Origin of the sequence: Modestobacter sp. VKM Ac-2986, assembly GCF_026967795.1 — a bacterium.
Taxonomy (GTDB): Bacteria; Actinomycetota; Actinomycetes; order Mycobacteriales; family Geodermatophilaceae; genus Modestobacter.
Map to the genome: position 1 here is coordinate 143,684 of NZ_JAPVBH010000005.1, position 25,737 is coordinate 169,420.

At 76.1% G+C, this 25,737-nt stretch carries 30 protein-coding genes and 1 riboswitch; of the genes, 15 read left to right on the plus strand and 15 right to left on the minus strand.

The features are described from left to right. Positions 1–5 precede the first annotated feature (5 nt). The 7 genes from O2W14_RS14115 to O2W14_RS14145 form a co-directional block, all read right to left on the minus strand. Entirely contained in the window at positions 6–851 is an 846-nt protein-coding gene (locus tag O2W14_RS14115) for an energy-coupling factor ABC transporter ATP-binding protein (protein ID WP_269176738.1), read from the minus strand. After that, positions 848–1,582, minus strand: a complete 735-nt coding sequence (gene cbiQ / locus O2W14_RS14120; RefSeq protein WP_269176739.1) for a cobalt ECF transporter T component CbiQ — start codon at positions 1,580–1,582, stop codon at positions 848–850. Before cbiQ ends, O2W14_RS14115 begins: the two co-directional genes overlap by 4 nt. Further along, positions 1,579–1,887 carry an energy-coupling factor ABC transporter substrate-binding protein gene (locus O2W14_RS14125; RefSeq protein WP_269176740.1) on the minus strand — a complete coding sequence of 103 codons (309 nt, stop codon included), beginning with the start codon at positions 1,885–1,887 and terminating at the stop codon, positions 1,579–1,581. The genes cbiQ and O2W14_RS14125 overlap by 4 nt, the downstream gene beginning before the upstream one ends. Further along, positions 1,884–2,567 (minus strand): energy-coupling factor ABC transporter permease, encoded by a 684-nt coding sequence (locus O2W14_RS14130; protein ID WP_269176741.1) that lies wholly within the window; start codon positions 2,565–2,567, stop codon positions 1,884–1,886. The genes O2W14_RS14125 and O2W14_RS14130 overlap by 4 nt, the downstream gene beginning before the upstream one ends. Beyond that, positions 2,554–3,927, minus strand: a complete 1,374-nt coding sequence (locus tag O2W14_RS14135) for a cobyrinate a,c-diamide synthase (RefSeq protein ID WP_269176742.1) — start codon at positions 3,925–3,927, stop codon at positions 2,554–2,556. Before O2W14_RS14135 ends, O2W14_RS14130 begins: the two co-directional genes overlap by 14 nt. A 103-nt stretch (positions 3,928–4,030) precedes the next feature. Beyond that, positions 4,031–4,645, minus strand: coding sequence for a cob(I)yrinic acid a,c-diamide adenosyltransferase (gene cobO, locus O2W14_RS14140; RefSeq protein ID WP_269176743.1), 615 nt, complete (start codon positions 4,643–4,645; stop codon positions 4,031–4,033). A 1-nt stretch (position 4,646) separates the two neighbouring features. Then, the gene (locus tag O2W14_RS14145) at positions 4,647–6,719 is read right to left on the minus strand and encodes a putative cobaltochelatase (protein ID WP_269176744.1); all 2,073 of its coding nucleotides are present in this window, start codon (positions 6,717–6,719) and stop codon (positions 4,647–4,649) included. Positions 6,720–6,756: 37 nt separating this feature from the next. Beyond that, positions 6,757–6,876, minus strand: a riboswitch (cobalamin riboswitch). A gap of 77 nt (positions 6,877–6,953) precedes the next feature. Between O2W14_RS14145 and O2W14_RS14150 the strand changes: the two genes are divergently transcribed. From O2W14_RS14150 to O2W14_RS14170, 5 genes are read left to right on the plus strand one after another with little or no spacing between them, the layout of a single operon-like run. After that, positions 6,954–7,400 carry a hypothetical protein gene (locus tag O2W14_RS14150; RefSeq protein WP_269176745.1) on the plus strand — a complete coding sequence of 149 codons (447 nt, stop codon included), beginning with the start codon at positions 6,954–6,956 and terminating at the stop codon, positions 7,398–7,400. A 35-nt stretch (positions 7,401–7,435) separates the two neighbouring features. Further along, positions 7,436–7,885, plus strand: coding sequence for a hypothetical protein (locus O2W14_RS14155; protein WP_269176746.1), 450 nt, complete (start codon positions 7,436–7,438; stop codon positions 7,883–7,885). Further along, positions 7,882–8,178 carry a transcriptional regulator gene (locus tag O2W14_RS14160; RefSeq protein WP_269176747.1) on the plus strand — a complete coding sequence of 99 codons (297 nt, stop codon included), beginning with the start codon at positions 7,882–7,884 and terminating at the stop codon, positions 8,176–8,178. The genes O2W14_RS14155 and O2W14_RS14160 overlap by 4 nt, the downstream gene beginning before the upstream one ends. A gap of 54 nt (positions 8,179–8,232) precedes the next feature. Next, a complete protein-coding gene (locus tag O2W14_RS14165) occupies positions 8,233–9,291 on the plus strand; it encodes an AbrB family transcriptional regulator (RefSeq protein WP_269176748.1) in 1,059 nt (352 codons plus the stop codon). Positions 9,292–9,335: 44 nt separating this feature from the next. Further along, a complete protein-coding gene (locus O2W14_RS14170; RefSeq protein WP_269176749.1) occupies positions 9,336–9,596 on the plus strand; it encodes a hypothetical protein in 261 nt (86 codons plus the stop codon). A 95-nt stretch (positions 9,597–9,691) separates the two neighbouring features. On the opposite strand, the gene O2W14_RS14175 is transcribed toward O2W14_RS14170, so the two are convergent. Continuing rightward, the gene (locus tag O2W14_RS14175; RefSeq protein ID WP_269176750.1) at positions 9,692–10,249 is read right to left on the minus strand and encodes a type II toxin-antitoxin system PemK/MazF family toxin; all 558 of its coding nucleotides are present in this window, start codon (positions 10,247–10,249) and stop codon (positions 9,692–9,694) included. A 236-nt stretch (positions 10,250–10,485) separates the two neighbouring features. On the opposite strand from O2W14_RS14175, the gene O2W14_RS14180 reads away from it, so the two are divergent. Next, positions 10,486–10,701, plus strand: coding sequence for a hypothetical protein (locus O2W14_RS14180; protein ID WP_269176751.1), 216 nt, complete (start codon positions 10,486–10,488; stop codon positions 10,699–10,701). 46 nt (positions 10,702–10,747) lie between these two features. Here O2W14_RS14180 and O2W14_RS14185 read toward each other — a convergent pair whose 3' ends face one another. Further along, on the minus strand, positions 10,748–11,344 hold the full coding sequence (locus O2W14_RS14185; RefSeq protein ID WP_269176752.1) for an MSMEG_1061 family FMN-dependent PPOX-type flavoprotein: 597 nt from the start codon (positions 11,342–11,344) through the stop codon (positions 10,748–10,750). Positions 11,345–11,368: 24 nt separating this feature from the next. Here O2W14_RS14185 and O2W14_RS14190 point away from each other — a divergent pair, with 24 nt between their 5' ends. Continuing rightward, on the plus strand, positions 11,369–11,746 hold the full coding sequence (locus O2W14_RS14190; protein WP_269176753.1) for an acyl-CoA thioesterase: 378 nt from the start codon (positions 11,369–11,371) through the stop codon (positions 11,744–11,746). A gap of 62 nt (positions 11,747–11,808) precedes the next feature. Here O2W14_RS14190 and O2W14_RS14195 read toward each other — a convergent pair whose 3' ends face one another. From O2W14_RS14195 to O2W14_RS14210, 4 genes are all read right to left on the minus strand, one after another. Next, a complete protein-coding gene (locus O2W14_RS14195; RefSeq protein WP_269176754.1) occupies positions 11,809–13,293 on the minus strand; it encodes a cobyric acid synthase in 1,485 nt (494 codons plus the stop codon). 19 nt (positions 13,294–13,312) lie between these two features. Further along, positions 13,313–13,978 carry a lysophospholipid acyltransferase family protein gene (locus O2W14_RS14200; protein ID WP_269176755.1) on the minus strand — a complete coding sequence of 222 codons (666 nt, stop codon included), beginning with the start codon at positions 13,976–13,978 and terminating at the stop codon, positions 13,313–13,315. A gap of 99 nt (positions 13,979–14,077) precedes the next feature. Continuing rightward, entirely contained in the window at positions 14,078–14,692 is a 615-nt protein-coding gene (locus tag O2W14_RS14205; protein WP_269176756.1) for a PAS and ANTAR domain-containing protein, read from the minus strand. Positions 14,693–15,010: 318 nt separating this feature from the next. Continuing rightward, positions 15,011–15,940 (minus strand): cobalamin biosynthesis protein, encoded by a 930-nt coding sequence (locus O2W14_RS14210; RefSeq protein ID WP_269176757.1) that lies wholly within the window; start codon positions 15,938–15,940, stop codon positions 15,011–15,013. Between the two features lie 119 nt (positions 15,941–16,059). Here O2W14_RS14210 and def point away from each other — a divergent pair, with 119 nt between their 5' ends. From def to cobM, 3 genes are read left to right on the plus strand one after another with little or no spacing between them, the layout of a single operon-like run. Further along, positions 16,060–16,617 carry a peptide deformylase gene (gene def / locus O2W14_RS14215; RefSeq protein ID WP_269176758.1) on the plus strand — a complete coding sequence of 186 codons (558 nt, stop codon included), beginning with the start codon at positions 16,060–16,062 and terminating at the stop codon, positions 16,615–16,617. 34 nt (positions 16,618–16,651) lie between these two features. Beyond that, complete coding sequence (gene cbiE, locus O2W14_RS14220; protein WP_269176759.1) at positions 16,652–17,872, plus strand: precorrin-6y C5,15-methyltransferase (decarboxylating) subunit CbiE; 1,221 nt, start codon at positions 16,652–16,654, stop codon at positions 17,870–17,872. Then, complete coding sequence (gene cobM / locus O2W14_RS14225) at positions 17,869–18,633, plus strand: precorrin-4 C(11)-methyltransferase (RefSeq protein WP_269176760.1); 765 nt, start codon at positions 17,869–17,871, stop codon at positions 18,631–18,633. The genes cbiE and cobM overlap by 4 nt, the downstream gene beginning before the upstream one ends. Positions 18,634–18,653: 20 nt before the next feature. Here cobM and O2W14_RS14230 read toward each other — a convergent pair whose 3' ends face one another. Next, positions 18,654–19,736 (minus strand): cobalt-precorrin-5B (C(1))-methyltransferase, encoded by a 1,083-nt coding sequence (locus tag O2W14_RS14230; RefSeq protein ID WP_269176761.1) that lies wholly within the window; start codon positions 19,734–19,736, stop codon positions 18,654–18,656. Positions 19,737–19,909: 173 nt separating this feature from the next. Here O2W14_RS14230 and O2W14_RS14235 point away from each other — a divergent pair, with 173 nt between their 5' ends. Next, positions 19,910–20,650, plus strand: coding sequence for a cobalt-precorrin-6A reductase (locus tag O2W14_RS14235; protein ID WP_269176762.1), 741 nt, complete (start codon positions 19,910–19,912; stop codon positions 20,648–20,650). On the opposite strand, the gene O2W14_RS14240 is transcribed toward O2W14_RS14235, so the two are convergent. Then, positions 20,635–21,030, minus strand: a complete 396-nt coding sequence (locus tag O2W14_RS14240) for a hypothetical protein (RefSeq protein WP_269176763.1) — start codon at positions 21,028–21,030, stop codon at positions 20,635–20,637. The two genes, O2W14_RS14235 and O2W14_RS14240, sit on opposite strands and share 16 nt — an antisense overlap. Before the next feature lie 24 nt (positions 21,031–21,054). On the opposite strand from O2W14_RS14240, the gene O2W14_RS14245 reads away from it, so the two are divergent. From O2W14_RS14245 to O2W14_RS14260, 4 genes are read left to right on the plus strand one after another with little or no spacing between them, the layout of a single operon-like run. Further along, complete coding sequence (locus O2W14_RS14245; RefSeq protein WP_269176764.1) at positions 21,055–21,741, plus strand: HAD hydrolase-like protein; 687 nt, start codon at positions 21,055–21,057, stop codon at positions 21,739–21,741. A gap of 59 nt (positions 21,742–21,800) precedes the next feature. Then, complete coding sequence (locus O2W14_RS14250) at positions 21,801–22,289, plus strand: hypothetical protein (RefSeq protein ID WP_269176765.1); 489 nt, start codon at positions 21,801–21,803, stop codon at positions 22,287–22,289. Between the two features lie 53 nt (positions 22,290–22,342). Beyond that, entirely contained in the window at positions 22,343–24,049 is a 1,707-nt protein-coding gene (locus O2W14_RS14255) for a GTPase domain-containing protein (RefSeq protein WP_269176766.1), read from the plus strand. After that, positions 24,046–25,638 carry a YfjP family GTPase gene (locus tag O2W14_RS14260; protein ID WP_269176767.1) on the plus strand — a complete coding sequence of 531 codons (1,593 nt, stop codon included), beginning with the start codon at positions 24,046–24,048 and terminating at the stop codon, positions 25,636–25,638. The genes O2W14_RS14255 and O2W14_RS14260 overlap by 4 nt, the downstream gene beginning before the upstream one ends. Positions 25,639–25,737 lie beyond the last annotated feature (99 nt).

Below are 25,737 nucleotides of genomic sequence, written 5' to 3' on the forward strand. Positions count from 1 at the left end.
GACGATCAGGTCCGCACCCCCGGCCGGTCGGGCAGCGCGGCGACCAGGGCGTCGGCGTCGCGGGGGAGGGCGCCGTCGGGGAGCAGCCCGAGGGCCTGCAGCCGGGCGCCGACGGTGAGCGCCCACGGCCGGTCCAGCCGGGCCCGGGCGAGCAGCGCGTCGTCGCCCAGGACGACGTCCGGCGCGCCCTGCACCACGCCGCCGTCGACGACCACGGCGACCTCGTCGGCCCAGCGCAGCGCCAGGTCGACGTCGTGGGTGCTCATCACCACGGTGGAGTCGGCCTGCTGCAGCCGGTGCAGCGCCGCCAGCGCCTCGCCGACCGCGGTCGGGTCGAGCCCGGCGGTCGGCTCGTCGAGCAGCAGCACGCAGGGCCGCATGGCGACCGCGCCGGCGATGGCGACCCGCTTGCGCTCGCCGTAGGACAGCTGGTGGGTCGGGCGCCCGGCGAGGTGGGTGACGGCGAGCAGGTCGAGGGCCTCGGCGACCCGGGCGCGCACCTCGTCCTCGGTCAGGCCGAGGTTCATCGGGCCGAAGGAGACGTCCTGGGCGACGGAGGCGCTGAACAGCTGGTCGTCGGGGTCCTGGAGCACCAGCTGCACCTCCTGCCGGTGTGCCCGCAGGCCCGCACGGGTGTGCCGCAGCTCGGCACCGTCGAGGGTGACCCGGCCACGGGCGGGCTCCAGGGCGCCGGACAGGCAGCGCAGCAGCGTCGTCTTCCCCGAGCCGTTGGCGCCCAGCAGCGCCAGCCGGCGTCCGGCGGGGACGGTGAGCGTGGCGCCGTCCAGCACCCGGGCGCCGCGCTCGTAGCCGGCGACCAGCGCTTCCGCCCGCAGGGTCAGGTGACTCACGCCAGCACGCTCACGGCAGCGAGGGCGGCCAGCCCGGCGACCGTGCCGGCCACGAACCGGGAGGACGACGGCAGCGCCTCCGGCAGCACCCGCAGCCCGGTCTCCATGCCGCGGCCGGCCAGCCCGTCCTGCAGCCGGCGGGCCCGGTCCCAGGAGCGGGTCAGCACCGCGGCGGCCAGCATCCCCGAGGAGCGGTAGGAGGCGCGCAGGCCCGCGTGGCCCATCCGGGCGGTCTGTGCCTCGCGGATGGTCGACAGGCTGGTGAGCAGGACGAACAGCATGCGGTAGGTCACCGACGCCACCTCGATCACCGCGGCGGGCACCCGCAGCCGGGCCAGCGCGGGCAGCAGGTCCGACATGGGCGTGGTGGTGGCCAGCAGCAGGACGGCGGCGCTGCCGGCGACCGCGTGGCCGACCAGGCCCCCGGCGCGGGCGGCGGCGTCCGGCGCCCAGCCGAGGCCACCGGAGCCCACCTCGACCACCGTGGTCAGCGCGCCGAGCGCGATGAACGCCAGCGGCACCCGCACCGCGCGGCCGAAGGTGCGCGCCGGCACCCGGGCCGGGCCGAGCGCCAGGACGACGGCGGTCAGCCCGACCAGCAGGCTGCCCGGCCAGACGGGGAGCAGCAGCGCGCACAGCACCAGACCGACCGACAGCAGCAGCTTGTCGGCGGGGGAGCGCAGCCGCCAGGCGCTGGCCCAGGCGGCGTCGTCGACGGCGAGACCGGTCACGGCTCGAGGGGCGGTATAGCAGCCCGCTCCGCCAGCCGGCGGCCGCGGAGCCGGCCCAGCACGTAGCCCAGCACCACGCCGCCCACGCCGGCCTGCAGCGCGAACAGCCCGGACTCGACCTCGCTGGACCCGGGGGAGAACACCGAGTCGAACCACGGCTGGTAGTCCGGCCGGGACTCCTCGATCAGCGCGGTGGCCTGGCTGTCGGTGCCGGCGTACTCGCGGTCGCCGCCGGTCAGCAGCGGGACGGCGAACAGCGCGAGGACCGCGAGCACCAGCAGTGCGGTGACCAGGTGCCGCCTCACGGCTCGGCCCGCTCGGGGTCGGGGCGCAGGACGCCGAGCCGCACCAGCTCCGGGCGGGCGTTGACCGTGAGCACCCGGAACAGCAGGACGCCGAGCAGCCCCTCACCGATCGCGAGCGGCACCTGGGTGACCGCGAAGACGCCGAGGAACTTCGCCGCCGCGCCGGGGAACCCGCTCTCGGCGTCGGGGAAGGCCAGCGCCAGCTGCAGCGCCGTCGTCACGTAGGTGGCCAGGTCCGACAGCGCCATCGCGGCGAACACGGCGGGCAGCAGGCCGCCGCCGAGGCGTGTGACCAGGCGGTAGGCGCCGTAGCCGACCCACGGGCCGACGACGGCCATGGAGAAGGCGTTGGCGCCGAGCGTGGTGAGACCGCCGTGGGCCAGCAGCAGCGCTTGGAACAGCAGCACGATCGTGCCCAGCAGCGCCATCACCGGCGGCCGGAACAGCACCGCCCCGAGTCCGGTGCCGGTCGGGTGGCTGGAGCTGCCGGTGACCGAGGGGAGCTTGATCGCGCTCAGCACGAAGGTGAACGCGCCGGCCGCACCCAGCAGCAGCGTCGACTCGGGGTGCTCGCGCACCTCCTTGACCACGCACCGGGCGCCGTGGACGACGAACGGGGCGGCGGCCAGCGTCCAGCCCAGCGCGTGCGGGGCGGGCAGGAACCCCTCAGCGATGTGCACTGAGCACCTCGTGGCGTGCCGCGGCCTGCACGAAGCGGGTGGCCATCCCGGGTGACCCGGCCCAGTTCAGGTGCAGGTAGGAGGCGTGCACGTTGGCCGTGACGAACCCCTCCGGGCCGTCGGCGTTCCACTGCCAGGCCGGGGTCGCGCCCGCAGCGGGGCCGGCGGTGGTGCGGTGGAACTCGTGCCCGCGCACCCGGGTCCCGGCCGGGGCCAGCACGCTGTCGGTGAGTGCGACCGCCGCGCGGTAGCCCAGCGTCAGCTTCGGGTGCATCGCCGTGGTCGTGGGCAGGACGCCGCACATCGGCTCGCCGTCCAGCTCCTGGGACAGGTACAGCAGCCCGGCGCACTCGGCGGCGATCGGTCCGCCGGCCCGGGCCAGCTCGGCGATCGCCGTCCGCAGCCCGACGTTGGCGGCCAGCGCGCTGGCGTGCACCTCGGGGAACCCGCCGCCCACGACCAGCGCCCGCGTGCCCGCGGGCAGGGCGTCGTCCCGGAGCGGGTCGACGGTGACCACGTCGGCACCGGCCGCGGCGAGCAGCTCGGCGGTCTCGGCGTAGCCGAAGGTGAACGCCGGTCCACCGGCCACCGCGACCACCGGGCGGCCCTCGACCCGCGTCACCTCGGCGGCCGGGTCCCAGGGCTCACCCGCCAGGTCGGGAGCGGTGCGGGCCAGCCGCAGGACGGCGTCCAGGTCGATGCTCGACTCGACGACCGCACCCAGCGCACGCACGGTGTTGATGGCCTCCGCCGACCGCTCGGCCGCGGGCACCAGGCCCAGGTGGCGCGACGGCGTCTGCAGCTCGGCGATCCGGCGGACCGCACCCAGCACCGGCACGCCGGCCGACCCCAGCGCCTCGCGCAGGATCGCCTCGTGCCGGTCGCTGCCGACCCGGTTGAGGACGACGCCGCCGATCCGCACCGTGGGGTCGAAGGTGGCGAACCCGTGCACGAGCGCGGCGACGCTGCGGGCCTGCGAGGCGGCGTCCACGACCAGCACGACCGGGGCCTGCAGGTGCGTCGCGATCTGGGCGGTGGAGCCGTAGCCGGGCTCGACGCTGGCGTGCGCGGCGCCGTCGAACAGGCCCATCACGCCCTCGACGACCGCGACGTCGGCCCCGCGGGCGCCGTGCAGGAACAGCGGGGTGACCCGGTCGTCGCCGACCAGCCACTTGTCCAGGTTGCGGCCCGGGCGCCCGGCGGCGAGGCCGTGGTAGCCGGGGTCGATGTAGTCCGGGCCGACCTTGTGCGGGCTGACGCGCAGCCCGCGGTTGGTCAGCGCCGCGATCAGCCCGGTGGTGATCGACGTCTTCCCGGCGTTCGACGACGGCGCCGCGACGACGATCCGCGGGATGTTCATCGGAGCCTCAAGAGGGCGAAAGTGGCCACTTTCGCCCGTCGGTCGGGACGTGACGGTCGGTGCGGAGGGGCGAAAGTGGCCACTTTCGCCCCGGCGGGGCGGGTCACCACTCGATGCCTCGCTGGCCCTTCTGGCCGGCGTCCATCGGGTGCTTGACCTTGGTCATCTCCACGACCAGGTCGGCGGCCTGGATGAGCCGGGGGTGGGCGGCGCGCCCGGTGATGACGACGTGCTGGGCGCCCGGCCGGTTGGTCAGGGTCTCCACGACGTCCTCGACGTCGACCCAGCCCCACTTCATCGGGTAGGTGAACTCGTCGAGCACGTAGAAGCGGTGCGCCTCGGCGGCCAGGTCGCGCTTGATCTGCGCCCAGCCCTCCGCGGCGTCGGCGGCGTGGTCGGTCTCGTCGCCGGCCTTGCGCGACCACGACCAGCCCGCGCCCATCTTGTGCCAGACGACCGGTCCGCCCTCGCCGGTCTCCTCGTGCACCCGGCCCAGGACGGCGAGCACGTTCTCCTCGCCGACCTTCCACTTGGCGCTCTTCACGAACTGGTAGACCGCGATCGACCAGCCCTGGTTCCACGCGCGCATGGCCATGCCGAACGCGGCGGTGGACTTGCCCTTCATCTCCCCGGTGTGCACCGCCAGCAGCGGCCGGTTGCGGCGCTGCCGGGTGGTCAGCCCGTCGACCGGGACTGCGGTCACCTGTCCCTGGGGCATGTCAGGCCGCCTCTCGGACGGTGGCGACGAGCTGCTCGGCGCCCAGCTGCTCCAGCCGCATCGTCTGCGCACCGAGCACCGCGCCCAGGGACGCCGCCAGGCCCAGCCGCACCGGGCCGGACTCACAGTCGACGACGACGCTGGCCACCCCGGTCGAGGCCAGCAGCGCGGCCGCGCGCCGGGACTCACCGAGGGAGTCGGTGCCGCGGGCGCCGGTGGCCCGGCCGTCGGTGACGACGACGACGAGCGGCCGGCGCTGCGGGTCGCGGACCCGCTCCAGCCGCAGGGTCTCGTGTGCCCGCAGCAGCCCGGCCGCCAGCGGGGTGCGGCCGCCGGTGGGCAGGCTGGTGAGCCGGGCGGCTGCCGCCTCCACCGACCAGGTGGGCGGCAGGGTCAGCTCGGCCTCGCCGCCGCGGAAGGTGATCAGGCCGACCTTGTCCCGGCGCTGGTAGGCGTCCATCAGCAGGGACAGGACGGCGCCCTTCACCGCGGCCATCCGCGAGCGGGCGCCCATCGAGCCGCTGGCGTCGACGACGAACAGCACGAGGTTGCCCTCGCGGCCCTCGAGCGTGGCCTGGCGCAGGTCGGTGCGTTCGACCAGCAGGCCGGTGCCGTTGCGGCCGCGGGCCCGCTGGTGGGGGGCGGCGGCCAGCACGGTATCGACCAGGTGCAGCTTGGTGACCGCGTGCTCGGGACGGCGGGAGCCGACCACCCGCCCGCGCTCGCTGCGCGCCTTGGAGCGCCGGCCCGACGCGCCCGCGCCGATGCCCGGCACCTCGAGCCGCTGCACGCGGAACGGCGCGTCCGGGGTCACGGCGGCCTGGTCCGGCGCGGGTGCGGCGTCGGTGTGCCCGCCGCCCTCACCCCGCGGCGCCGTCGTCGGCCCCTGCTCGCCGTCCGAGCCGCCGCCGTCCGAACCGCCGTCCGACGGGTCGCCGTCCGAGGGGCCGTGTTCGCCAACATGGCCCTCGGGAGGGGCGCCGCCGTCCGGGCCGGAGCCGTCGGGGCCGCCGTCGGTGGGGTCGGTGCCCTCGGGCGGGGTGGGGTCGTCGTCCGGGCCGTCCTCGGGGCGGGAGTCGGCCAGCGCCTGCTCCAGCGTCTCCTCCTCCAGGCCGGGGGCGTCGAAGGGGTTGCGGCGGCGGCGGTGCGGCAGGGCGAGGCGGGCGGCGACCCGGACGTCGTCCTCGGTGACCTCGGTGCGCCCGGACCAGGCGGCGTGCGCGATGGCGGCGCGGGCGGTGACGATGTCGGCGCGCAGGCCGTCGACGTCGAAGGCGGCGCAGACGCTGGTGACCTGGCGCAGCGCGGCGTCGCTCAACACGACCTGGGGCAGCAGGGCGCGGGCGGTGGCGATCTGCGAGGCGAGCTCGGTCTCCGACTCCGCCCAGGCGGCGGCGAAGCCGGTGGGGTCGGCGTCGTAGCCGAACCGGCGGCGGACGACCTCGGCGCGCAGCTGCGGGTCGCGCGGGGCGGCGACCTCGACGGTGAGCCCGAACCGGTCGAGCAGCTGGGGGCGGAGCTCGCCCTCCTCGGGGTTCATGGTGCCCACCAGCAGGAACCGGGCGGCGTGCCGCACCGAGACGCCCTCGCGCTCGACGTAGGCCCGGCCCAGGGCGGCGGCGTCGAGCAGCAGGTCGACCAGGTGGTCGTGCAGCAGGTTGACCTCGTCGACGTAGAGCACGCCGCGGTTGGCGCCCGCCAGCAGTCCGGGCTCGAAGCTCTTCACGCCCTCGGTGAGCGCACGCTCGAGGTCCAGCGAGCCGACCAGCCGGTCCTCCGAGGCGCCGACCGGCAGCTCGACGAGGCGGGCGGGCCGGGTGATCGAGCGGTCGTCGACCGAGTGCGGGCCGTCGGGGCACTCGGCGTCCGGGGCGGCGGGGTCGCAGGCGAAGCGGCAGCCGGCGACGACGTCCACCGGCGGCAGGACCGCGGCCAGGGCGCGCACCGTCGTGGACTTCGCCGTCCCCTTCTCGCCGCGCACCAGCACGCCGCCCACGGCGGGGGAGACGGCGTTGAGCAGCAGGGCCAGGCGCAGGTCGTCCATGCCGACGACGGCACCGAAGGGGTAGGTCAAGAGAGCACAGGTCCTCTCCCCGGGTGTCCACGCCCGGAGGTGGCAGGAGGCGACGGCGGGAGTTCCTGACTCACCGGCTCGGGAGCCGGCTCACAGTGGCGGGACCGCGCCGGAGTCGCACCGGGCTTCCTCCACTGCCGTCGCAGTTCGCGTCCATCAGACCACGGCGACCCGGCGCAGGACAGGGGCGGGACGTCTTGACGGGATGGAAAGTGATGCGCCACTCTTTCCGACATGGAAAGCAACCGGCTCGACCGGGACGACGCCGCGGCCCAGCTGGCCGTGCTGCAGGCCGACCGTGCGGCGCTGGCCGACCGGGTCGTGCCGCCGTGGTGGTACGACCCGGCGCTGGGCGTGCTGCTGTTCTGCTTCTTGGCCAGCTATGCGTTCGACTCCCTGTGGGTCACCTTTCCGGCGGTCGTGCTGTTCTGCGCCGGGCTCGGTGCGCTGGTCGCGGCTTACAAGCGCATCACCGGTGTCTGGGTCAGCATCGACGGCCCGCACCTGGGGGTCTGGGCTGCGGTGGTCCTGGTGGTCCTCGGGCCGGCCTTCGTGATCCAGAAGAGCCTCGACCAGCACTGGGTGATGGTGGTCGCAGGAGCCGTGCTCGGCGTCGTGGTCACCCTTCTCGGCCGGCACTGGAACCGGGCGTACGCCGCCGAGCTGCGGGGCCAGCGGTGACCGGCGGTGCGCTGGGCGGAGCGGACGACGCGGTCGTGACCGACGCGCACGCGGCGGCCGCCCAGCTCGCTGCGCTGCAGGCGGACCGAGCCGCGATGGCGGACCGGGCGATGCAGCCCTGGTGGTACGACGTGGCGCTCGGCCTGCTGGTCTTCGGGCTGCTGTCCGCCGTGGCGGTGGGCAACGTGTTCATGCTGCTGCCCGCAGTGGCGCTGTTCGGTGCCGGCCTGCGCTGGCTGGTCAGCGCCTACCAGCGGATCACCGGCTTCTGGGTCGACGGCTTCCGGCGCGGCAGCACGCGGAAGGCGGCCTACGTCTACCTCGTGGTCTACGTCGCGTTCGTCGTCCCGGCGCTCGTGCTGCACCTGGCGTACGACCGCTCGTGGCCGCTGGTGGCCGCCGGAGCGGTGGCCGGCGTCACCGCAGCGGTGACCAGCCGCTGGTTCGGCGCCCTGTACGTCCGCGAACTGCGCGGACAGCTGTGACTGCCGTCGCGCCACGATTCGACCCCGTCGTCCACGCCCCGCCGCGGCTGCAGATCTGCGGGCTGCTGGCCGCCGTCGACACCATGGACTTCGCCGCCGTCCGGGACACCGTGGGCGTCAGTGACTCGGTGCTCTCCAAGCACGTCAAGCAGCTCGAGGAGGCCGGCTACGTCAAGGTCGGCAAGGCCACCATCGCCTCGCGGCAGCGCACCTCGCTGGCGCTGACGAAGGCCGGGAAGGCGGCCTTCGCCGCCCACGTCGCCGAGCTCCGCCGGATCACCGAGGGCCTGTAGGCGGGCCGCCCCGCCCTGCAGCGGAGCCGGGGCCGCCGGGCAGAGTGGACGACGATGGACGACGGACGGCGACGGCGGCTGCTCGACTGGGCGCTGGTGCTCGCGGTCGGCGTCGGGGTGGCCGTGGCGTTCGACCTGCTCGGCGTCCCGTCGGCGGCCCTGTTCGGCGGGCTGGTCGCCGGTCTGGGCCGGGCGCTGCTGGGCCGCACCCGGCTGGCCCTGCCGAGGCACGCGGGCACCGGAGCGCAGGCGGTCATCGGCGTCTCGATCGGCGCGCTGATCCAGACCGACACGCTGCGCACCATCGGCGAGCACTGGCTCTCGGTCCTGCTGGTCACCGTCGCGACGCTGGGGGTCAGCCTGGTCGCCGGGCAGCTGATGCGGCTGCAGCGCGGGATCAGCCCGGTCACCGGGGCGTTCTCGATGATCGCCGGCGGGGCCTCGGGCATCACCGCGATGGCCCGCGACCTCGGCGCCGACGAGCAGGTGGTCGCCGTCCTGCAGTACCTGCGAGTGCTGCTCATCGTGGTGGCGATGCCGATCGTGGCCACCACGGTCTACGGCGCGTCGGCCGGCAGTGGACCGGCGCCGGCCGAGGACGGGCCCGGCTGGCCGGCCGGGCTGCTGTTCACCGTCGTCTGCGTCGTCGTCGGGGTGGCCCTGGGCCGGGTCAGCCGGATCCCGGTGGGCGCGCTGCTGGGCCCGATGGCGGTGGCCGCCGTCCTGGACCTGACCGGGCTCTCCCAGGGCGCGACGCTGCCCGGGCTGCTGGAGGCCGCCGGGTTCCTGGCCATCGGCCTGCAGGTCGGGCTCGGCTTCACCCGGGCGAGCCTGCGGCTGGTCGGCCGCGCCCTGCCGCTGGCCCTGCTGCTCATCGTCAGTGCGGTCGTCGCCTGCGCGGGGCTCGGTGCGGTGCTGGCCCGGACGGCGGGGGTCAGTCCGCTCGACGGTTACCTGGCCACCACCCCCGGCGGGCTCTACGCGGTGCTCGCCACGGCCCGGGGGAGCGGCGCCGACGCGACGTTCGTGCTCGCCGTCCAGGTGCTGCGGCTGTTCGTGATGCTGTTCTCCGCCCCGCTGCTGGCCCGGCTGCTGCGTCCACGCGCGTCCTGATCAGGGCCTCCCGGAACGGCATGTGCACGCCTACCCTGGTCCGGGTGCGCGACCAGCCGACCGAGGAGGCACCGCTGTCCGAGAACGCCATGAGCCCCACGCGCGAGGACGACGCCGTGCTGCTCTTCGTGGGCGGGCCGCTCGACGGGCGGGTGGACATCCGGGCGGCGCGGCACGGTGAGCCGTTGCCCACGATCACCCACGTGCACCTGCACGACGGACCCAAGGTCGTGCACCGCTACGACCTGCACCCGCTGACCGACTCCGCCGGCGTCTACCACCTGCGCAGCCGGCACAGCGGCTGATCCAGCCGACGGGCGGGCTGATCCAGCCGACGGGCGGCCCCGTCGCAGGGGCCCGCCGCGCCCGTGCGAGCGGTGGGAGGGCGACGGGGTCCCGATCAGCGGAGGCGGCGCACCTCGGCGGCGACCTCGTCGAAGCGGGCGCGGCTGAGGGCCGCCCCCTCGCGCCGGACGTCGCCGGGCTCGATCCGCAGCACCCGGTCCACCCGCGCCTCGCTGGGACGGCCCTGCTTGTCCCAGGGGCCGGTGCCCACGTCCACCCAGTGCCGGCCGCGTCGTGCCTCGTCGGCGGCGTCGCGGTCGTGGTCCTGGCTGCTGAGCATCAGCCCGAGCAGCGCGCCGCCGTCCCGGCCGATCACCAGCACGGGGCGGTCCTTGCCGCGGCCGTCGTTCTCCTCGAACGGGACCCACGCCCAGACGATCTCGCCGGGGTCGGGCGCGCCGTCGTCGACCGGGGCGTACTCCATCCGCACCGGGCCGGCGTGGTCGGTGACCGGACCGGGCCGGGTGGCGATCGGGCCGGGCGCCGGGAGCGGGGCCCGCGTGGGGGTCGGCCCGTCGCTGTGCCCCCCGCCGCGGCCCAGGGTCCGAACGCCCTCGCGGACGACGGCCACGGCCAGCCGTCCCAGCTGTGCTCTCCAGTTGCTGCCCGCCACGGCCGTCACGGTATAGGCCCCCGGGGGACGGCGGCGTGCCGCCATCGACACGCCGCCGCCGCGCCGCGCCCTCTCGCGCGTCGATGACCTGCGAGAGCACACGCGTGTGATCCTCGCCGTGGACGGTCTCGGTGGGAGAGGACCTGGTCACACCCGCGGTTGAGCGGGGCCGTGGCGGGCCACACTCCTATCGGCGACCCCCACCACGGCGGCGCTTCGGGGGAGAGGGTCGAACGATGACCACAGTGCAGCCAGTCGTCCCGGTCCACGTGCCGGTGACCGCGCTGGCGCAGCCAGCGGTCCGCGCGAGTGCGCTCGCGGCGTTCCAGCTGGTGGAGGACGCCCGCTACCGGGCTCCGGAACGACGTCGCCGCGACGAGCGCCGGCGCGTGCTCGCCCAGCGCGCGGTCGCCGAGCGCAAGGCCGAGCGGGAACACCCCACCGAGCCCTGAAGGCCCCCCGCTCGGCGAGCTGAGCGGCGGGTCCCCGCAGGCGGGCCTAGAGCTCCTGGGCGAGGTCGGCGCGGATGGTCGCGTCGTCGGGGAGCGGGGTGTCCAGGGCGCAGTGGTCGCGGAGCACCTGGCCGAACGGGGTGAACGTCGCGCGGTCGACCTGCGCGTCGGCGTCCCACAGGCCCGCGCGCATGACCGCCTTGGCGCAGTGGAAGTAGGCGCCGGTCACCTGCACGACCATCACCGAGCGCGGCGGCTTGCCGAACTCGGTGAGGTCGATGCCGAGGGCGTCGGGCTCGACGAGCGTCGTCGTCCCGTAGACCTTGAGCGTCTCCTCGAAGCCGGGGACGAAGAACTGCAGCGCCACCCGCGGGTTGGCCGCCACCTTGCGCAGGCTGTCGAGCCGGTTGTTGCCGGTGCGGTCGGGCATGGCCAGCCGGTGCTCGTCGAGCACGTGCACGAAGCCCCGGCCGCCGCCGCGCGGGGAGATCTCCGGCCAGCCGTCGGCACTGGCCGTGGACAGCATCGCGAAGGGGGACAGGCCGATGAACGCCGCGCAGTGCGCGTCGACGTGGTCGATCTCCTTGTCCAGCACCAGTTGCGAGGGCGGGCGGTAGGAGGCGAGCACCGTCGAGTCGTCCACCCCGCGACGGTAGCGTGCCGTGGCGTGCGCGACGTCTGGAGTTCCCCCGTCCGCTTCGCCGAGTGCGACCAGGGCGCGGTGGTCTTCAACGGCCACTACCTGACCTGGGCGCACGAGGCGGTCGAGGCGTGGTGGACCGCGCTCGGGCTGCCCTTCGCCGACACCGGCCTGGACCAGCGGATCAAGGCCGCGTCGCTGGAGTGGAGCTCCTCGGCCCGCTACGGCGACACGGTCACCGTCGACGCCGAGCTGGACCGGATGGGCAGCACCAGCTTCACCGCGGTCCTCACCGTCCGGGTGGGCGAGCGGGTCTGCTGCGTCGTGCGCTCGACCTACGTCGCGGTGGCCGACGGGGTCGCCGTCCCGTGGCCGGAGCACGTGCGGACCCTGCTGCAGGGCTGACATCTGCGTTCTCGTGGTCTCCCGCGGCCCAGGAGGCCACGAGGACGCAGGTCTCGCGCCGGTCAGTGCGGGCCGATCACCGGCAGCCCGGTCGGCGGGCCCTCCTCGACCAGCCGCCACAGGGCGTCGGTGTCGGCGTGCTCGACGACCAGGTCGCCCAGGGCGTTCAGCCTGGCCTCGCGGACGGCGGCGAAGTCGGTGTCGGGCGCGGCGGTGAACCTGCGGCCGGCGATCCCGGCCACCTCGGCCAGGAAGGCGCGGCGGAAACCGTCGTTCTCCAGCGCGCCGTGCCACGTCGTCCCGAAGACCGCCCCGGACCGGGCGCCGTCCAGGAACGGTTCCGCGGAACCGTCGACGGTGACCACGCCGTGGTGGATCTCGTACCCGCGCACCGGGTGGCCCAGCGCCGCCCCGAGCGGGCGGCCCAGGGTCTTGTCCGGGGCGAACCGGACGTCGGTGGGCAGCAGTCCCAGGCCCGGGACGGCGCCGGCCCGGGACTCCACGTCGTCGGTGATCGTGCGGGCCAGCATCTGGTGCCCGCCACAGATGCCCAGCACCGCGCGGCCCTCGGCGGCCTGGCGGGCCACGGCGTCGGCCAGGCCGGTCTCCCGGAGCCACCGCAGGTCGGCCACCGTGGCCCGGGTGCCGGGCAGCACCACCAGGTCGGCGTCGGCGAGCTCCTCCGGGCGGGTGGCGTAGCGCACCAGCACGCCCGGCTCGGCGGCCAGCGCGTCGAGGTCGGTGAAGTTGGACAGCCGCGGCAGCCGGACGACCGAGACCCGCAGCACGTCCTCCCCGTGCGGGGGCCCGGCCGGTTCGGCGACGCCGACCCCGAGGGAGTCCTCGACGTCGAGGTGCAGGCCGGTCTGCCAGGGCAGCACGCCCAGCGTCGGCCGGCCGGTGAGCGCGGCCAGCTGGTCCAGACCCGGGGCGAGCAGCCGCACGTCACCGCGGAACTTGTTGACCAGGAACCCGGCCACCAGCGCCTGGTCGGCCGGCGGCATCAGCGCGACGGTGCCGTAGAGGGCGGCGAACACCCCGCCGCGGTCGATGTCGCCGACCACGACCACGGGCAGGTGCGCGGCGGTGGCCAGGCCCATGTTGGCGATGTCGTCGGCGCGCAGGTTGATCTCGGTGGGGGAGCCGGCGCCCTCGCAGACCACCACGTCGAACCGGGAGCGCAGGTCGGCCAGGCAGGCCAGCGCCTGCTCCAGCAGCGCGGCCTTCATCGGCCGGTAGCTCAGCGCCGTCACGTCGGCGACGGCCTTGCCCAGCACGACGACCTGGCTGGCGTTGTCGCCACCGGGCTTGAGCAGCACCGGGTTCATCGCGGCCTCGGGCTCGACCCGGGCGGCGGCGGCCTGCATCACCTGGGCGCGGCCGATCTCGGCGCCGTCGGCGGTGACCATCGAGTTGTTGCTCATGTTCTGCGCCTTGAACGGCGCCACCCGCACGCCCTCGCGGGCCAGCCAGCGGCAGATGCCGGCGGTGACGACCGACTTCCCGGCGTCGGAGGTGGTGCCGGCGACGAGCAGCGCGCCGCTCATCGGGGAGCTCTGGAACGGGTCACGCCGCGTCGGGCTTCTCGCCCCAGCCGGCCTTCTCCTGCCCGGACAGCGCGGCGATCGACTCCATCACCCGGTCGGTGACCTCGCGCCGGGCCCGGTTGCTGCCGGCCTGGCCGCGGTGCTCGGGGAAGACCAGCGGCTCGCCGAAGGTCACCGACACCTTGTGCGGGCGTGGCCACCGGGCGCCGATCGGCTGGACCCGGTCGGTGCCGATGACGGCGACCGGCACGACCGGGCAGTCGGCGGTGAGCGCCAGCCAGGCGACGCCGGTCTTGCCGCGGGCCAGCCGGCCGTCGCGGGAGCGGGTGCCCTCGGGGTAGATGCCGAACGCGCCGCCGTCCCGGAGCACGCCCATCGCGGTGTCCAGCGCGGCCTGGGCGGCGCGGTGGTCCTGGCGCTCGACCGGGAGCGCGCCGAGGGCGGTGAACAGCGTGCGGGACACCCAGCCGCTGAACCCCGGGCCCCGCCAGTACTCGGCCTTGGCCAGGTAGGCGACCCGGCGCGGCGCGACGAGCGGGATGCCGATGCTGTCGATGAAGGACAGGTGGTTGCTGGCGAGGATGACCGGGCCGGTCAGCGGCACGTTCTCGCGGCCGACGACCGTGGGCCGGAAGACCACGAAGACCAGCGGCCGCAGCACGAACCGAACCAGCAGGTAGAACACCGCGCCGTCATCCCCCGTCCCGTCCCGCGCCCGCACCGGTGCGGGGTCCGGTCGATCCTGCCCGACGTGCGCGGGACCAGGACGGGCGGGGGAGCGTGCTCAGGCCGGGTGGGGCGGGGGCGAGGCGTCGTGCAGGATCTCGCGGACGTCGTCGGGCAGCGGGTTGCGTCCGCTGGCCGAGTCGATGATCAGGACGGCGACGTCGCGCACCTTGCGGTGGGTGTGGCTGGAGATGTGCGCCAGCAGGTCGAAGGCCACCTGGTCGCCGCAGCTCATCAGCACCATCAGGACGCCCTTCGCCTGCTCGATGGCCGCGCGGCTGGCCATCGCGCTGCGGAGCTGCTCCACCTCGGTCTGCAGGTGGCGAACCACGTCGTCGCTGCCCGCCGGTCGCTCGTCGGTGACGTCGACGGCCAGGCCGGACAGCGCCAGGACCCCGTCGGCCGGGTCGGCCTCCGGCTCGCAGACGACCAGCACCGTCCGGCCGGTGCCGTCGCCGCGGTGGACCCGGCACTCGCGGGCGAAGGGCGCGCCCGAGGTCCCGGCGGCGGCCAGTGCCTCCTGCAGGGCGGGACGGTCGTCGGCGTGCACGTGGGACAGCAGCAACTGGACGGTGGGCTGCACCGCGCCGACGGGCACCTGGAGCAGGTCGTGCAGCTCGGGCGACCACCACCACGTCCCGGTGGTCAGGTCGCCGCGGAAGCGGCCGGCCACCCGGGTGGTGCCGGCCGGAGGAGCAGCTGCCCGGTGGACCCGGCGGGATCCCGGCTCAGCCGCACGAGGGAGTGCCGAGGTGGAGGACATCGTGTTCGACCGATCTCTGCTGACGCACCCTCGTCTCGGGTGGGGCCGCCGAGCCGTGCGCTCGACCGTGACGACCCATCGGCCCCTCGGGACCGACCGCTCCAGTCCCCAGCAAGTTACCGCCGGATCGGTGCACATGCACCCGAGACCGGAGGCGGTCGTGCGCAACCGCATGGCGCGTCGGTTGGTACGCGCCCGGTCACCGACCGTGCAGCTGCACGCGATCGGTCAACGGCGGAGCCGGCTCGCCGCCGCCAGCGCGGCCGCAGCGACCCAGACCGCGCGGGAGAGCCGGACGGCCCGGGCGACGTCGGTCCGCGCCGGCGGTCGGCCGTCGCCGAGCACGGGCCGCTCCTCCACCCGGGCGCCGTAGACGTTGCGCCCGCCCAGCCGCAGGTCCAGCGCACCGGCCAGCGAGGCCTCGCACCGGCCGGCGTTCGGGCTGGGGTGGGCGGCGCCGTCCCGCCGCCACACCCGCCACGCGCCCGACGGCGACCCGCCGGCCAGCGGCGCGGTGAGCACGGTGAGGACGGCGGTGAGGCGGGCCGGCACCCAGTTGACGACGTCGTCGAACCGGGCGGCGGCCCAGCCGAAGCGGGCGTACCGCGCCGACCGGTACCCGACCATCGCGTCCAGGGTGTTCGCCGCTCGGTAGCCCAGCAGCCCGGGCAGGCCGGCGACCGCACCCCAGAACAGCGGGGCGACCGCGGCGTCGGAGGTGTTCTCCGCGACCGACTCGACGGTGGCCCGGACCAGCTCCGGCTCGCCCAGCCCGCTGGGGTCGCGCCCGGCCAGGGTCGACAGGTGCGCCCGGGCGGCGGGCAGGTCGCCGGCGGCCAGGTGCCGCTCCATGGTGTCCGCGGCCCGGCCCAGCGAGGTGCCGCCGAGCACCGCCCAGGTGGCCAGGGCGGTCGCCGCCGTCCGGGCCACCGGGTGCTGCGCGGTCAGCCGGGACGTCGCCGTCCCGACCCCGACCGCCGCCCCGACGCAGAAGCCGGCGTACGCGACGCCCGCGGCGCGGGAGTCGCGCCACATCCGCCGCTCCAGGGCGGCGGCAGCCTGCCCGAAGCCGGCGACCGGGTGGCCGCGGCGGGGGTCGGCGACCAGCAGGTCGGCGGCGGCACCGAGGGCCAGGCCGGCGGCGGTCGCACGGCTCACCGGGCGGCCGTCCCGGTGCGACGTCGGGGGCTGCCCCCGGTGGGGGGCAGGGCTCGAGCGGCGGCGGTGGGCATCGGCGGCCACGGTAGGGCAGCGTCGCGACCCTAGGATCAGCGGTCATGCGCCTGCCCGGCCGTTACGACGGCGTTGCCCGCCCGATCGTCACCTACGGCAGCAACCCCGTGCTGCACCGTGCCTGTGCTCCGGTGACCGTCTTCGACAAGGACCTGCGGCACCTGGTGCTGGACATGTTCGCCAGCATGGCCGCCGCCGACGGCGTGGGGCTGGCGGCCAACCAGATCGGCGTGGACGCCCGGGTCTTCGTCATCGACTGCCCCGACGCCGACGGCGAGGACGTCGTCGGGGTCGTGGTGAACCCGGTGCTGACGGTCCTCGAGCCGGTGGACGGCGAGCCCGCGGTCGAGGTCACCGACGAGGGCTGCCTGTCGGTGCCCGGGCCCTACGCCGAGCTGGAACGGGCCTTTCGCGCCCGGGTGGACGGCGTCGACGTGCACGGTGACCCGGTGTCGATCGAGGCGACCGGCATGGCGGCGCGCTGCCTGCAGCACGAGGTCGACCACCTGAACGGCACCGTCTACGTCGACCTGCTGCCCGCCGAGCAGCGCGAGCTGCTGCTGGCCGAGGCCGCCGGCCCCGAGGGCGAGCTGCCCGCGTGAGGGCCCAGGCCCGTCCCCGCGTCCGGACCAGGGCATGAGCGCGCCCGAGGGGTGGACGGTCACCGTCGTCGGCATCGGTGCCGACGGGTGGGACGGGCTGTCCCCGGCGGCCCGGCGGGCGGTCGAGGGGGCCGAGGTGCTGCGCGGCAGCAGTCGCCAGCTGTCCCTGGTGCCCGACGGGGTCCCCGCCGAGCGGGTGCCGTGGCCCTCGCCGATGGCGCTGGCGGTGCGCGAGCTGCCCGACGCCCACCCCGGCCGCCGCGTCGTCGTCCTGGCCAGCGGTGACCCGATGTACTCCGGGATCGGCACGACCCTGGTGCGCTGGTTCGGTGCCGCCGCCGTCGACGTCGTCCCGCACCCCTCGTCGGTGACCTGGGCCTGCTCGCGGATGGGCTGGTCGGTCGAGGAGACCACCGTCGTCTCGGTGGTCTGGAAGCCGGTCGAGCTGCTGGCCGCGCAGGTGTCCCCGGGCCGCCGGCTGCTGGTGCTCGGCGCCGACGGCAGCACCCCCGCCGAGGTCGCCCGCCGGCTCACCGACTGGGGGTACGGCGCCAGCCGGCTCACCGCGCTGTCCCAGCTCGGCGGGCCCACCGAGCAGCGGTCCACCGGGACGGCGGCGGACTGGCCGCACGTGCAGACCGACCCGCTGACGATCACCGCCGTCGAGGCGGTCGCCGACCCCGGGACCGTGCCGCTGGCCACCGTGCCCGGGCTGCCCGACGACGCCTACCGCCACGACGGGCAGCTGACCAAGCGCGACGTCCGCGCGGTGACGCTGTCCCGGCTGGTCCCGCTGCCCGGGCAGCTGCTCTGGGACGTCGGCGCCGGCGCCGGCTCGATCGGCATCGAGTGGATGCGGGCGCACCCCTCGTGCCGCGCGGTCGCCGTCGAGTCCGACCCCGAGCGCGCGCACCGGGTCGGGCAGAACGCCGCCCGGCTCGGCGTCCCCGGCCTGCAGGTGGTGCGCGGCCGGGCACCGGAGGCGCTGGGCGACCTGCCCGCCCCGGACGCGGTCTTCGTGGGCGGCGGGGCGACCGTGCCCGGCGTGCTGGAGAACTGCTGGGACGCCCTGCCACCGGGCGGCCGGCTGGTGGTGAACGCGGTGACCGTGGAGAGCGAGGTCGTGCTCGCGCACTGGCGGGAGCGGGTCGGCGGCTCGCTGACCCGGATCCAGGTCGCCACGGCCGCACCGGTCGGCGGCTTCACCGGCTGGAAGCCGGCCATGCCCGTGACGATCTGGAGCGTGACCCGGTGACCGTCCACTTCATCGGCGCCGGCCCCGGCGCCGCCGACCTGGTCACCGTGCGGGCGGCCCGGCTCATCGCCTCGTCCCCGGTCTGCCTCTACGCCGGGGCCCTGGTGCCGCGCGAGCTGCTCGACAGCGCCCCGGCCGGCGCCCGGCTGGTCGACACCGCCGACCTGGACCTCGACCAGATCACCGCCGAGCTGGTGGCCGCGCACGCCGCCGGACACGACGTCGCCCGGCTGCACTCCGGTGACCCGTCGGTGTACAGCGCGATGGCCGAGCAGATGCGCCGGCTCGACGCGGCCGGGGTGCCCTACGACGTCGTCCCGGGGGTGCCCTCGTTCGCCGCCGCGGCCGCCTCGCTCAAGCGCGAGCTGACCGTGCCGGGGGTGGCGCAGACCGTCGTCCTCACCCGGACGTCGGCGCGCTCGACGCCGATGCCGCCGGGGGAGACCCTCGCCGCGTACGCCGCGACCGGCGCGACGCTCGTGCTGCACCTGGCCGTGCAGCGCCTGGACGTCCTGGCCCCCGAGCTCGCCGCGCACTACGGCGAGGACTGCCCGGTCGCGGTGGTCGCCAAGGCCAGCCGGGACGACGAGCTGGTGCTGCGCGGCACGCTCGCCGACATCGCCGTGCAGGTGGCCGAGGCCGGCGTCCGGCGGACGGCGATCGTCGTCGTCGGCCGGGTGCTCACCGCCGGCGAGTTCCCCGACAGCCACCTCTACTCGACGACGCGGGAACGCTCGAGCGGAGTGGATCCGTCGGCGTGAGCGCGACGGATCCACTCCACCTAGGCACGGCCGACGATGACGCCGGCGCGGTCGATGACCACGACGTCGACCTCGACCGGGGCGCCGAGCAGCACGCCCTCGGCGGTGCGGCGGGCGCCGGCGGCGACCAGGTCGCCCAGCGGGAGACCGGCGGCCTGGCTCTGCCGCAGCGCGTCCAGCGCCGTGTTCGCCCCGCGCACGCCCTCGACCAGCGCGGCGTCGCCCCCGGCGCCGGCGACCAGGTCGGCGAGCACCGCGAAGGAGACCTGCGAGCGGCCGGAGTGCAGGTCGAGGTGGCCCTCGGAGAGCTTGGCCAGCTTGCCGATGCCGCCGGCCACGGTCAGCCGCGGCACCGGGTGGCGGCGCAGGTACTTCAGCACCGCGCCGGCGAAGTCGCCCATGTCCAGCAGGGCGTCCTCGGGCAGGTCGTACAGCTCCTGGGCGACCCGCTCGCTGGTCGACCCGGTGGCCCCGGCCACGTGCTCGCGCCCCGCGGCCCGGGCGACGTCGATGCCCCGGCGGATCGAGTCGATCCAGGACGAGCAGGAGTACGGGACGACGACCCCGGTCGTGCCCAGGATCGACAGCCCACCGAGGATCCCCAGCCGCGGGTTCCAGGTCTTGCGGGCCAGCTCGGCGCCGTTCTCCACCGACACCTCGATGACGACGTCGCCGGTGCCGCCGAAGCGGGCGGCGACCGCGGCGACGTGCTCGGTCATCAGCCGGCGGGGCACCGGGTTGATCGCCGGCTCGCCCACGGCCAGCGGCAGGCCCGGCTTGGTCACCGTGCCCACGCCCTCACCGGCGCGGAAGCGCACCCCGCTGCCGGGCTCGCCGAGCAGCACGCGCGCGGACACCACCGCGCCGTGGGTGACGTCGGGGTCGTCGCCGGCGTCCTTGACGATGCCGACGGTCGCCTCGCCGGCGGCCAGGGACTCCCGGGCCAGGGCGAAGGTCGGGTGCTTGTCGTTCGGCAGGTCGATGCTGACCGGGTCGGGGAACTCGCCGGTCAGCAGTGCGGTGTAGGCCGCGGTGGTGGCCGCGGTCGCACAGGCGCCCGTCGTCCAGCCGTGCCGCAGCCCCGCGCTGCCGTCCCTGCTCACTCGTGCTCCTCGCTGGCGCTCGTCGCCCGCGTTCGCGGGGCTGCTGTGCCCCCTGATGAGCTCGCGAGCTCGCTCATCCTGTGCTCCTCGCTGGCGCTCGTCGCCCGCGTTCGTGGGGCTGCTGTGCCCCCTGATGAGCTCGCGAGCTCGCTCATCCTGCACATGGTGCACGCGTGACCGGGCAGGTGCTGGTGCTGGGCGGTACCGGCGAGGCGCGGGCCCTGGCGGCGGCCCTGGTGGCCGAGGGCGTGGACGTGCTCTCCAGCCTGGCCGGGCGCACCGCCGACCCGGTGCTGCCCGAGGGGCCGGTGCGGGTCGGCGGGTTCGGTGGCGCCGAGGGCCTGGCCGGCTGGCTGGCCGAGCACCGCCCGCGCGCGGTCGTCGACGCGACCCACCCGTTCGCCGCGCAGATCACCGACTCGGCGGCCACCGCGGCAGTCGCCTCCGGCACGCCGCTGCTGCGGCTGCAGCGTCCCGGCTGGACGCCGCATGCGGGGGACACATGGCGACATGTCGACTCGCTGGCCGCGGCCGCCGATGCGGTCGCCGGGTACGCGAGCGTCTTCCTCACCACCGGCCGGCAGGGCGTCGCCGCGTTCGCCGCGCTGCCCGGCCGGGTGCTGGTGCGCTCGGTCGACCCGCCCGACGAGCCGCTGCCGGCCGGGGCGACGCTGCTGTTGGACCGCGGGCCGTTCAGCGTCGCCGACGAGCTGGCGCTGATGCGCGAGCACGCCGTGGACGTCGTGGTCACCAAGGACTCCGGCGGTCACCTCACCGAGGCCAAGCTGGTCGCCGCCCGCGAGCTGGGACTGCCGGTCGTGCTGGTGCGCCGGCCACCGCTGCCCCCGGGGGTCGAGACGGTGGCGACGGTGGCCGACGCGCTGGCCTGGCTGCGGGCTCAGGCCACCGGCTGACGGGTGAACGCCCAGGCGGTGACCCACACCGTGCCGACGGCGAGCACCAGCGAGCCGGGCACGTGCGCGGCCATGTTCCCGCCGTCGCCCACGGCCGCCTGCACGAAGCCGGCCACGAAGACGGCGGCGGACACGACCACCGGCCACCGCGCGCCCCCGGCCCGGGCGTGCAGCAGGGTGGCCACCACGAGCAGCAGCCCGACCACGTGCAGGGCGATCGCGCCGGCACCGTGGCCGTCGCGGGCCCCGCTGTTCTCCGACAGCATCTGGCCGGCCGTGACGAACTGGAACAGCAGCACGACCACCGACAGCGCGGCGCCGGCCTGGACGGCCCGGATGGTGCTGGCGCTCCGGGTGGGCGTGGGTGCGGTCCGGGTCATCGGGGTCCCTTCGAGGAGAACTACTTGAGACTTCATACAACCAGCTCCGGTGCTCCTGGGGAAGAGACCGGCCGGCTGGTGCTCTTCGACCTCGACGGCACGCTGGTCGACTCGACCCCGGGCATCTGGGCCTCGATCCAGGTGGCCGCCGCCCGGCTGGGCCTGCCCGAGCCGACCCCGGGCCAGCTGCGGTCGATGGTCGGGCCCCCGCTCGCGGAGGGGTTCGCCGAGGCCCTCGGGCTGACCGGTGCCGACGTCGAGCGGGCCGTCCTGGCCTACCGGGCGCACTACACGGCCGGCGCGATGTTCGACGTCACGGTGTACCCCGGCGTCCCGGAGCTGCTCGCCGACCTGCGCGCCGGCGGTGCCGTCCTCGCCGTGGCGACCAGCAAGCCCGAGCCGTTCGCCGTCCGCATCCTCGAGCACGTGGGGCTGCTGGCCGCCTTCGACTCCGTGCACGGGGCGACGCTGGACGGCGCCGTCCGGCACAAGGAGCAGGTCGTCGCCGCGGCACTGGCCGCGCACCCGGACGGCGTCGCGCCGGTGCTCGTCGGTGACCGGCTGCACGACGTGCTGGGCGCCCGGGTCCACGGGGTGCCCTGCCTCGGCGCGGGCTGGGGTCCCGCGCCGACCGGCGAGCTGGCGGCAGCGGGTGCGGCGGCGGTCGTCGCCACCCCCGCCGGGGTGAGAGCGGCGCTCGCCGCCCTGTGACCGCGGCGGACTGTCGTACCCCGGGTGCACAGTGGACGCCGACGACAGGAGGTGCACCCGTGCTCGGTGACCCGCAGGCGGTCGACCTCGACCTGCTGGACCTGGAGAGCGCCCTGCTGCGCGCCGCGGTGGGTGACTACGCGGCCGAGGCGGCGGTGCTGCTGCTGGCCGACTCCGGCCACTGGCTGCCCCGGCTGCAGGCGGCCGGGCTGGTGTCGATCGCGCTGGACGGCGACGCGGTCGACGGCGGCCCGTGGGCCGCGGTGCAGTGGGGCGACCTCGACGGCGCGCTGCGCGCGGGCCGGATCAGCGGCACCGGCGGCGAGCGCCGGCTGTTGCGCGCCGCGGCGAGCCTGGCCGAGGGGCAGCCGGTCGACCTGGCCGACCTCACCGCCGGGCTGGACCGCGGCGAGCTGACCCTGCTGCTGGCCGCGCTGGCCCACGCTGCAGGCAGTCACGAGCACCACGACGTGCTCCGCGACGGCGACGGCCTGTCCCAGGACGGCCCGCTGCTGGGCCCGGTCGTCGCCTGGCCGCAGCGCGACTGAGCGCACCTGCGGCCCGACGGGTGAGCGGGGGTCGTTCTGGGCAAGATCCACGGATGACCAGCTCGGCCGAGACGCGGCTGCCCGACGCCCTGCAGCTGTTGCGTGACCGGGTCGCCGCCGCGCCGCTCGGCCTGGCCACCCAGAACCGCGACGAGGCGGCCCGCACCGCCCGCGCCGTCGTCGACCAGGTCGACGACTACCTGCTGCCCCGGCTGCGCGACCTCGACGCCCCGCTGCTGACCGTGGTCGGCGGTTCCACCGGCGCCGGCAAGTCCACGCTGGTCAACAGCGTGCTGCAGGCGCGGGTCACCACCCCGGGCGTGCTCCGGCCGACGACGCGGGCCCCGGTCCTGGTCTGCGCACCGGCCGACCGGGCGTCCTTCGCCGGTGACCGCGTGCTGCCGGGCCTGGCGCGCACCACCGGCGGCGAGGCCGGCCCGGGTGGGCTGCAGCTGGTCGTGCACGAGGGCCTGCCGGCCGGGCTGGCGCTCATCGACGCCCCCGACGTCGACTCGGTGGTCGAGGCCAACCGCGACCTGGCCGGGCAGCTGCTGTCCGCCGCCGACCTGTGGGTCTTCGTGACCACCGCGGCCCGTTACGCCGACGCCGTCCCGTGGGACCTGCTGCGCACGGCGCAGGAGCGCGGCACGGCGCTGGCCGTGGTGCTCGACCGCGTGCCCCCGGAGGCCGTGCGCGAGGTGGCCGACGACCTCGCCACCATGCTGACCAAGGCGCGGTTGTCCAGCGCCCGGCTGTTCGTGATCGAGGAGCGGCCGCTGGTCGACGGCTTCCTGCCCGAGGACCAGGTGGCGCCGCTGCGCGCCTGGCTGCACGGGCTGGCCGCCGACGCCGAGCAGCGGGCCGCCGTCGTCCGGCAGACCCTGGCCGGTGCGCTGGAGAGCCTGGGCGACCGGGTCGACGTCGTCGTCGCCGGGGTCCAGGAGCAGGAGACCGCCGCCGAGGCGCTGTGGGCAGCCGCCGACGCCGCCTACGCCCGGGCGCGCGCGAGCATCGACGAGGCGGTCGGCAACGGCAGCCTGCTGCGCGGTGAGGTGCTGTCCCGCTGGCAGGAGTTCGTCGGCACCGGCGAGTGGATGCGCAGCCTGCAGGGCCAGGTCGGCCGGCTCCGCGACCGGCTGACCGCGGCGCTCACCGGCCGGCCCGCGCCGGTCACCGACCTGACCGGGGCCCTCGAGTCCGGGGTGGAGACGCTGCTGCGCGCCGAGGCCGACCGGGCCGCGGAGAAGACGGTGACCAGCTGGCGCTCGCTGCCCGGCGGCATCGACCTGCTCGACGGCCGGGAGACCGAGCTCGACGGCGTCTCACCGGCCTTCGCCGGGGCCTCGGCCGACGAGGTGCGCGGCTGGCAGGGCTACGTGCTGGAGCTGGTGCGCAACGAGGGCGCGGGCAAGCGCTCGCAGGCCCGGCTGCTGTCCTGGGGCGTCAACGGCGCCGGCGCGGTGGTCATGGTGGCCGTGTTCGCCTCCACCGCCGGGCTCTCCGGGATCGAGGTCGTCGTCGCCGGTGGCACCACCGCGATCGGCCAGCGGGTGCTGGAAGCGGTGTTCGGCGACGCCGCGGTGCGCGAGCTGGCCGCCCGCGCCCGCGCCGACCTCGACGAGCGCGCCGCCCGGCTGCTGGCCGCCGAACAGGCCCGCTTCGACCAGCTGCTCGACGACGCCGCCCCGGAGCCGGGCACCGACGACGAGCTGCGCGCCGCCGTCGCCGCGCTCGCCGCTGCCCGGCAGGTGCGCGCGTGAGGCTGGGGAAGCGCGAGCAGCTGTCCCTGACCGACCGGCTGGCCGCGCTGCGCGAGGCAGTCGAGGTCGCCGACGGGCGGCTGGAGGTGCCCGAGGTCGGCCAGGCCCGGGCGCTGCTGGCCAAGGCCGGTGCCCGCGAGGCGCTCGGTGACGCCACCGTCGTGGCGCTGGCCGGGGCCACCGGCAGCGGCAAGTCCACGCTGTTCAACGCGTTGAGCGGCAGTGAGGTGAGCACGCCCGGCGTCCGCCGCCCGACCACCGGGATCGCGCACGCCAGCGTGTGGGGCGAGCACGGGTCCGACCGGCTGCTGGACTGGCTGCAGGTGCCCCGCCGCAACCGGGTCGAGTCCGGCGACCCGGCCCTGGACGGGCTGGTGCTGCTCGACCTGCCCGACCACGACAGCGTGCGGCTGGAGAACCGGCTGGAGGTCGACCGGCTGGTGGAGCTGGTCGACGTCCTGGTCTGGGTGCTCGACCCGCAGAAGTACGCCGACGCCGCGGTCCACTCCCGCTACCTCGCCCCGCTGGCCGGGCACTCCGGCGTCCTGGTCGTGGTGCTCAACCAGGTCGACCGGCTGGACGACGCCGCGGCCCGGGCCTGCCTGGCCGACCTGCGCGGGCTGCTGGACCGTGAGGGGCTGGCGTCCACCCCGGTGCTGGCCACCGCGGCCCGCACCGGCGCGGGGCTGCCCGAGCTGCGCACCGAGCTGGCCCGCCGGGTGTCCGCCCGCCGGGCCGCCACCGACCGGCTCGCCGCCGACGCGCGGGCCGCGGCCGGGGCGCTGGCCGAGCACTGCGCGCCCGACGCCGGCGCCGACCGCAGCCGCGACCAGAGCGAGCGCGACGGCCTGACCGCGGCGCTGGCCGATGCCGCCGGCGTGCCCGCGGTGGTGGGCGCGGTCGAGCGCTCGGCCCGCCGCCGGGGCAACCAGCACACCGGCTGGCCGGTGCTGCGCTGGACGTCGAAGCTCCGCGCCGACCCACTGAGCCGGCTGCACCTGGGCAACGAGTCGTCCCGGACGTCGCTGCCCGCGGCCGGGGCGGTGCAGCAGGCCGCGCTGGGTGCCGCGCTGCGCCGGGCCCGGGACGCCGCCGGGCAAGGGCTGCCGCAGGCGTGGCGCGACGAGCTGCGCCGCACGGCCGAGGTGTCGGAGGACCGGCTCGCCGACGACCTGGACCGCGCCGTGGCCGGCACCGACCTCGGCCCCGACCGCACACCGATCTGGCAGCGCGCGGTCGGCGGGCTGCAGTGGGTGCTGGTCCTGATCGCGCTGGCCGGGGCGCTGTGGCTGCTCGGCCTGGTCGGGCTGGGGCTGCTGCAGCTGGACGACGTCGTGCCACTGCCCCGCGTCGAGGGGATCCCGCTGCCCACGCTGCTGCTGGTCGGCGGGCTGCTGGCCGGGTTGCTGCTGGCGCTGGTGGCCAGACCGCTGGTCGCGATGGGTGCCAGACGCCGGGCACGGCAGGTGCGCCGCCGGCTGCTGGACCGGGTCGGGGAGGTCGCCGACGCGCAGGTCGTCGAGCCGCTCAGCGAGGCCCGCGCCGACCACGGCCGGTTCTGCACCGCGGTGACCCGCGCCGGCAGCTGAGTGGGTCATGTTCGCGAACATGGCCCCTCGACGTGAGGCCGCAGGGGGCGAAAGTGGCCACTTTCGCCCCCTGAACTGGATGCGCGAGGACGGCGCCCG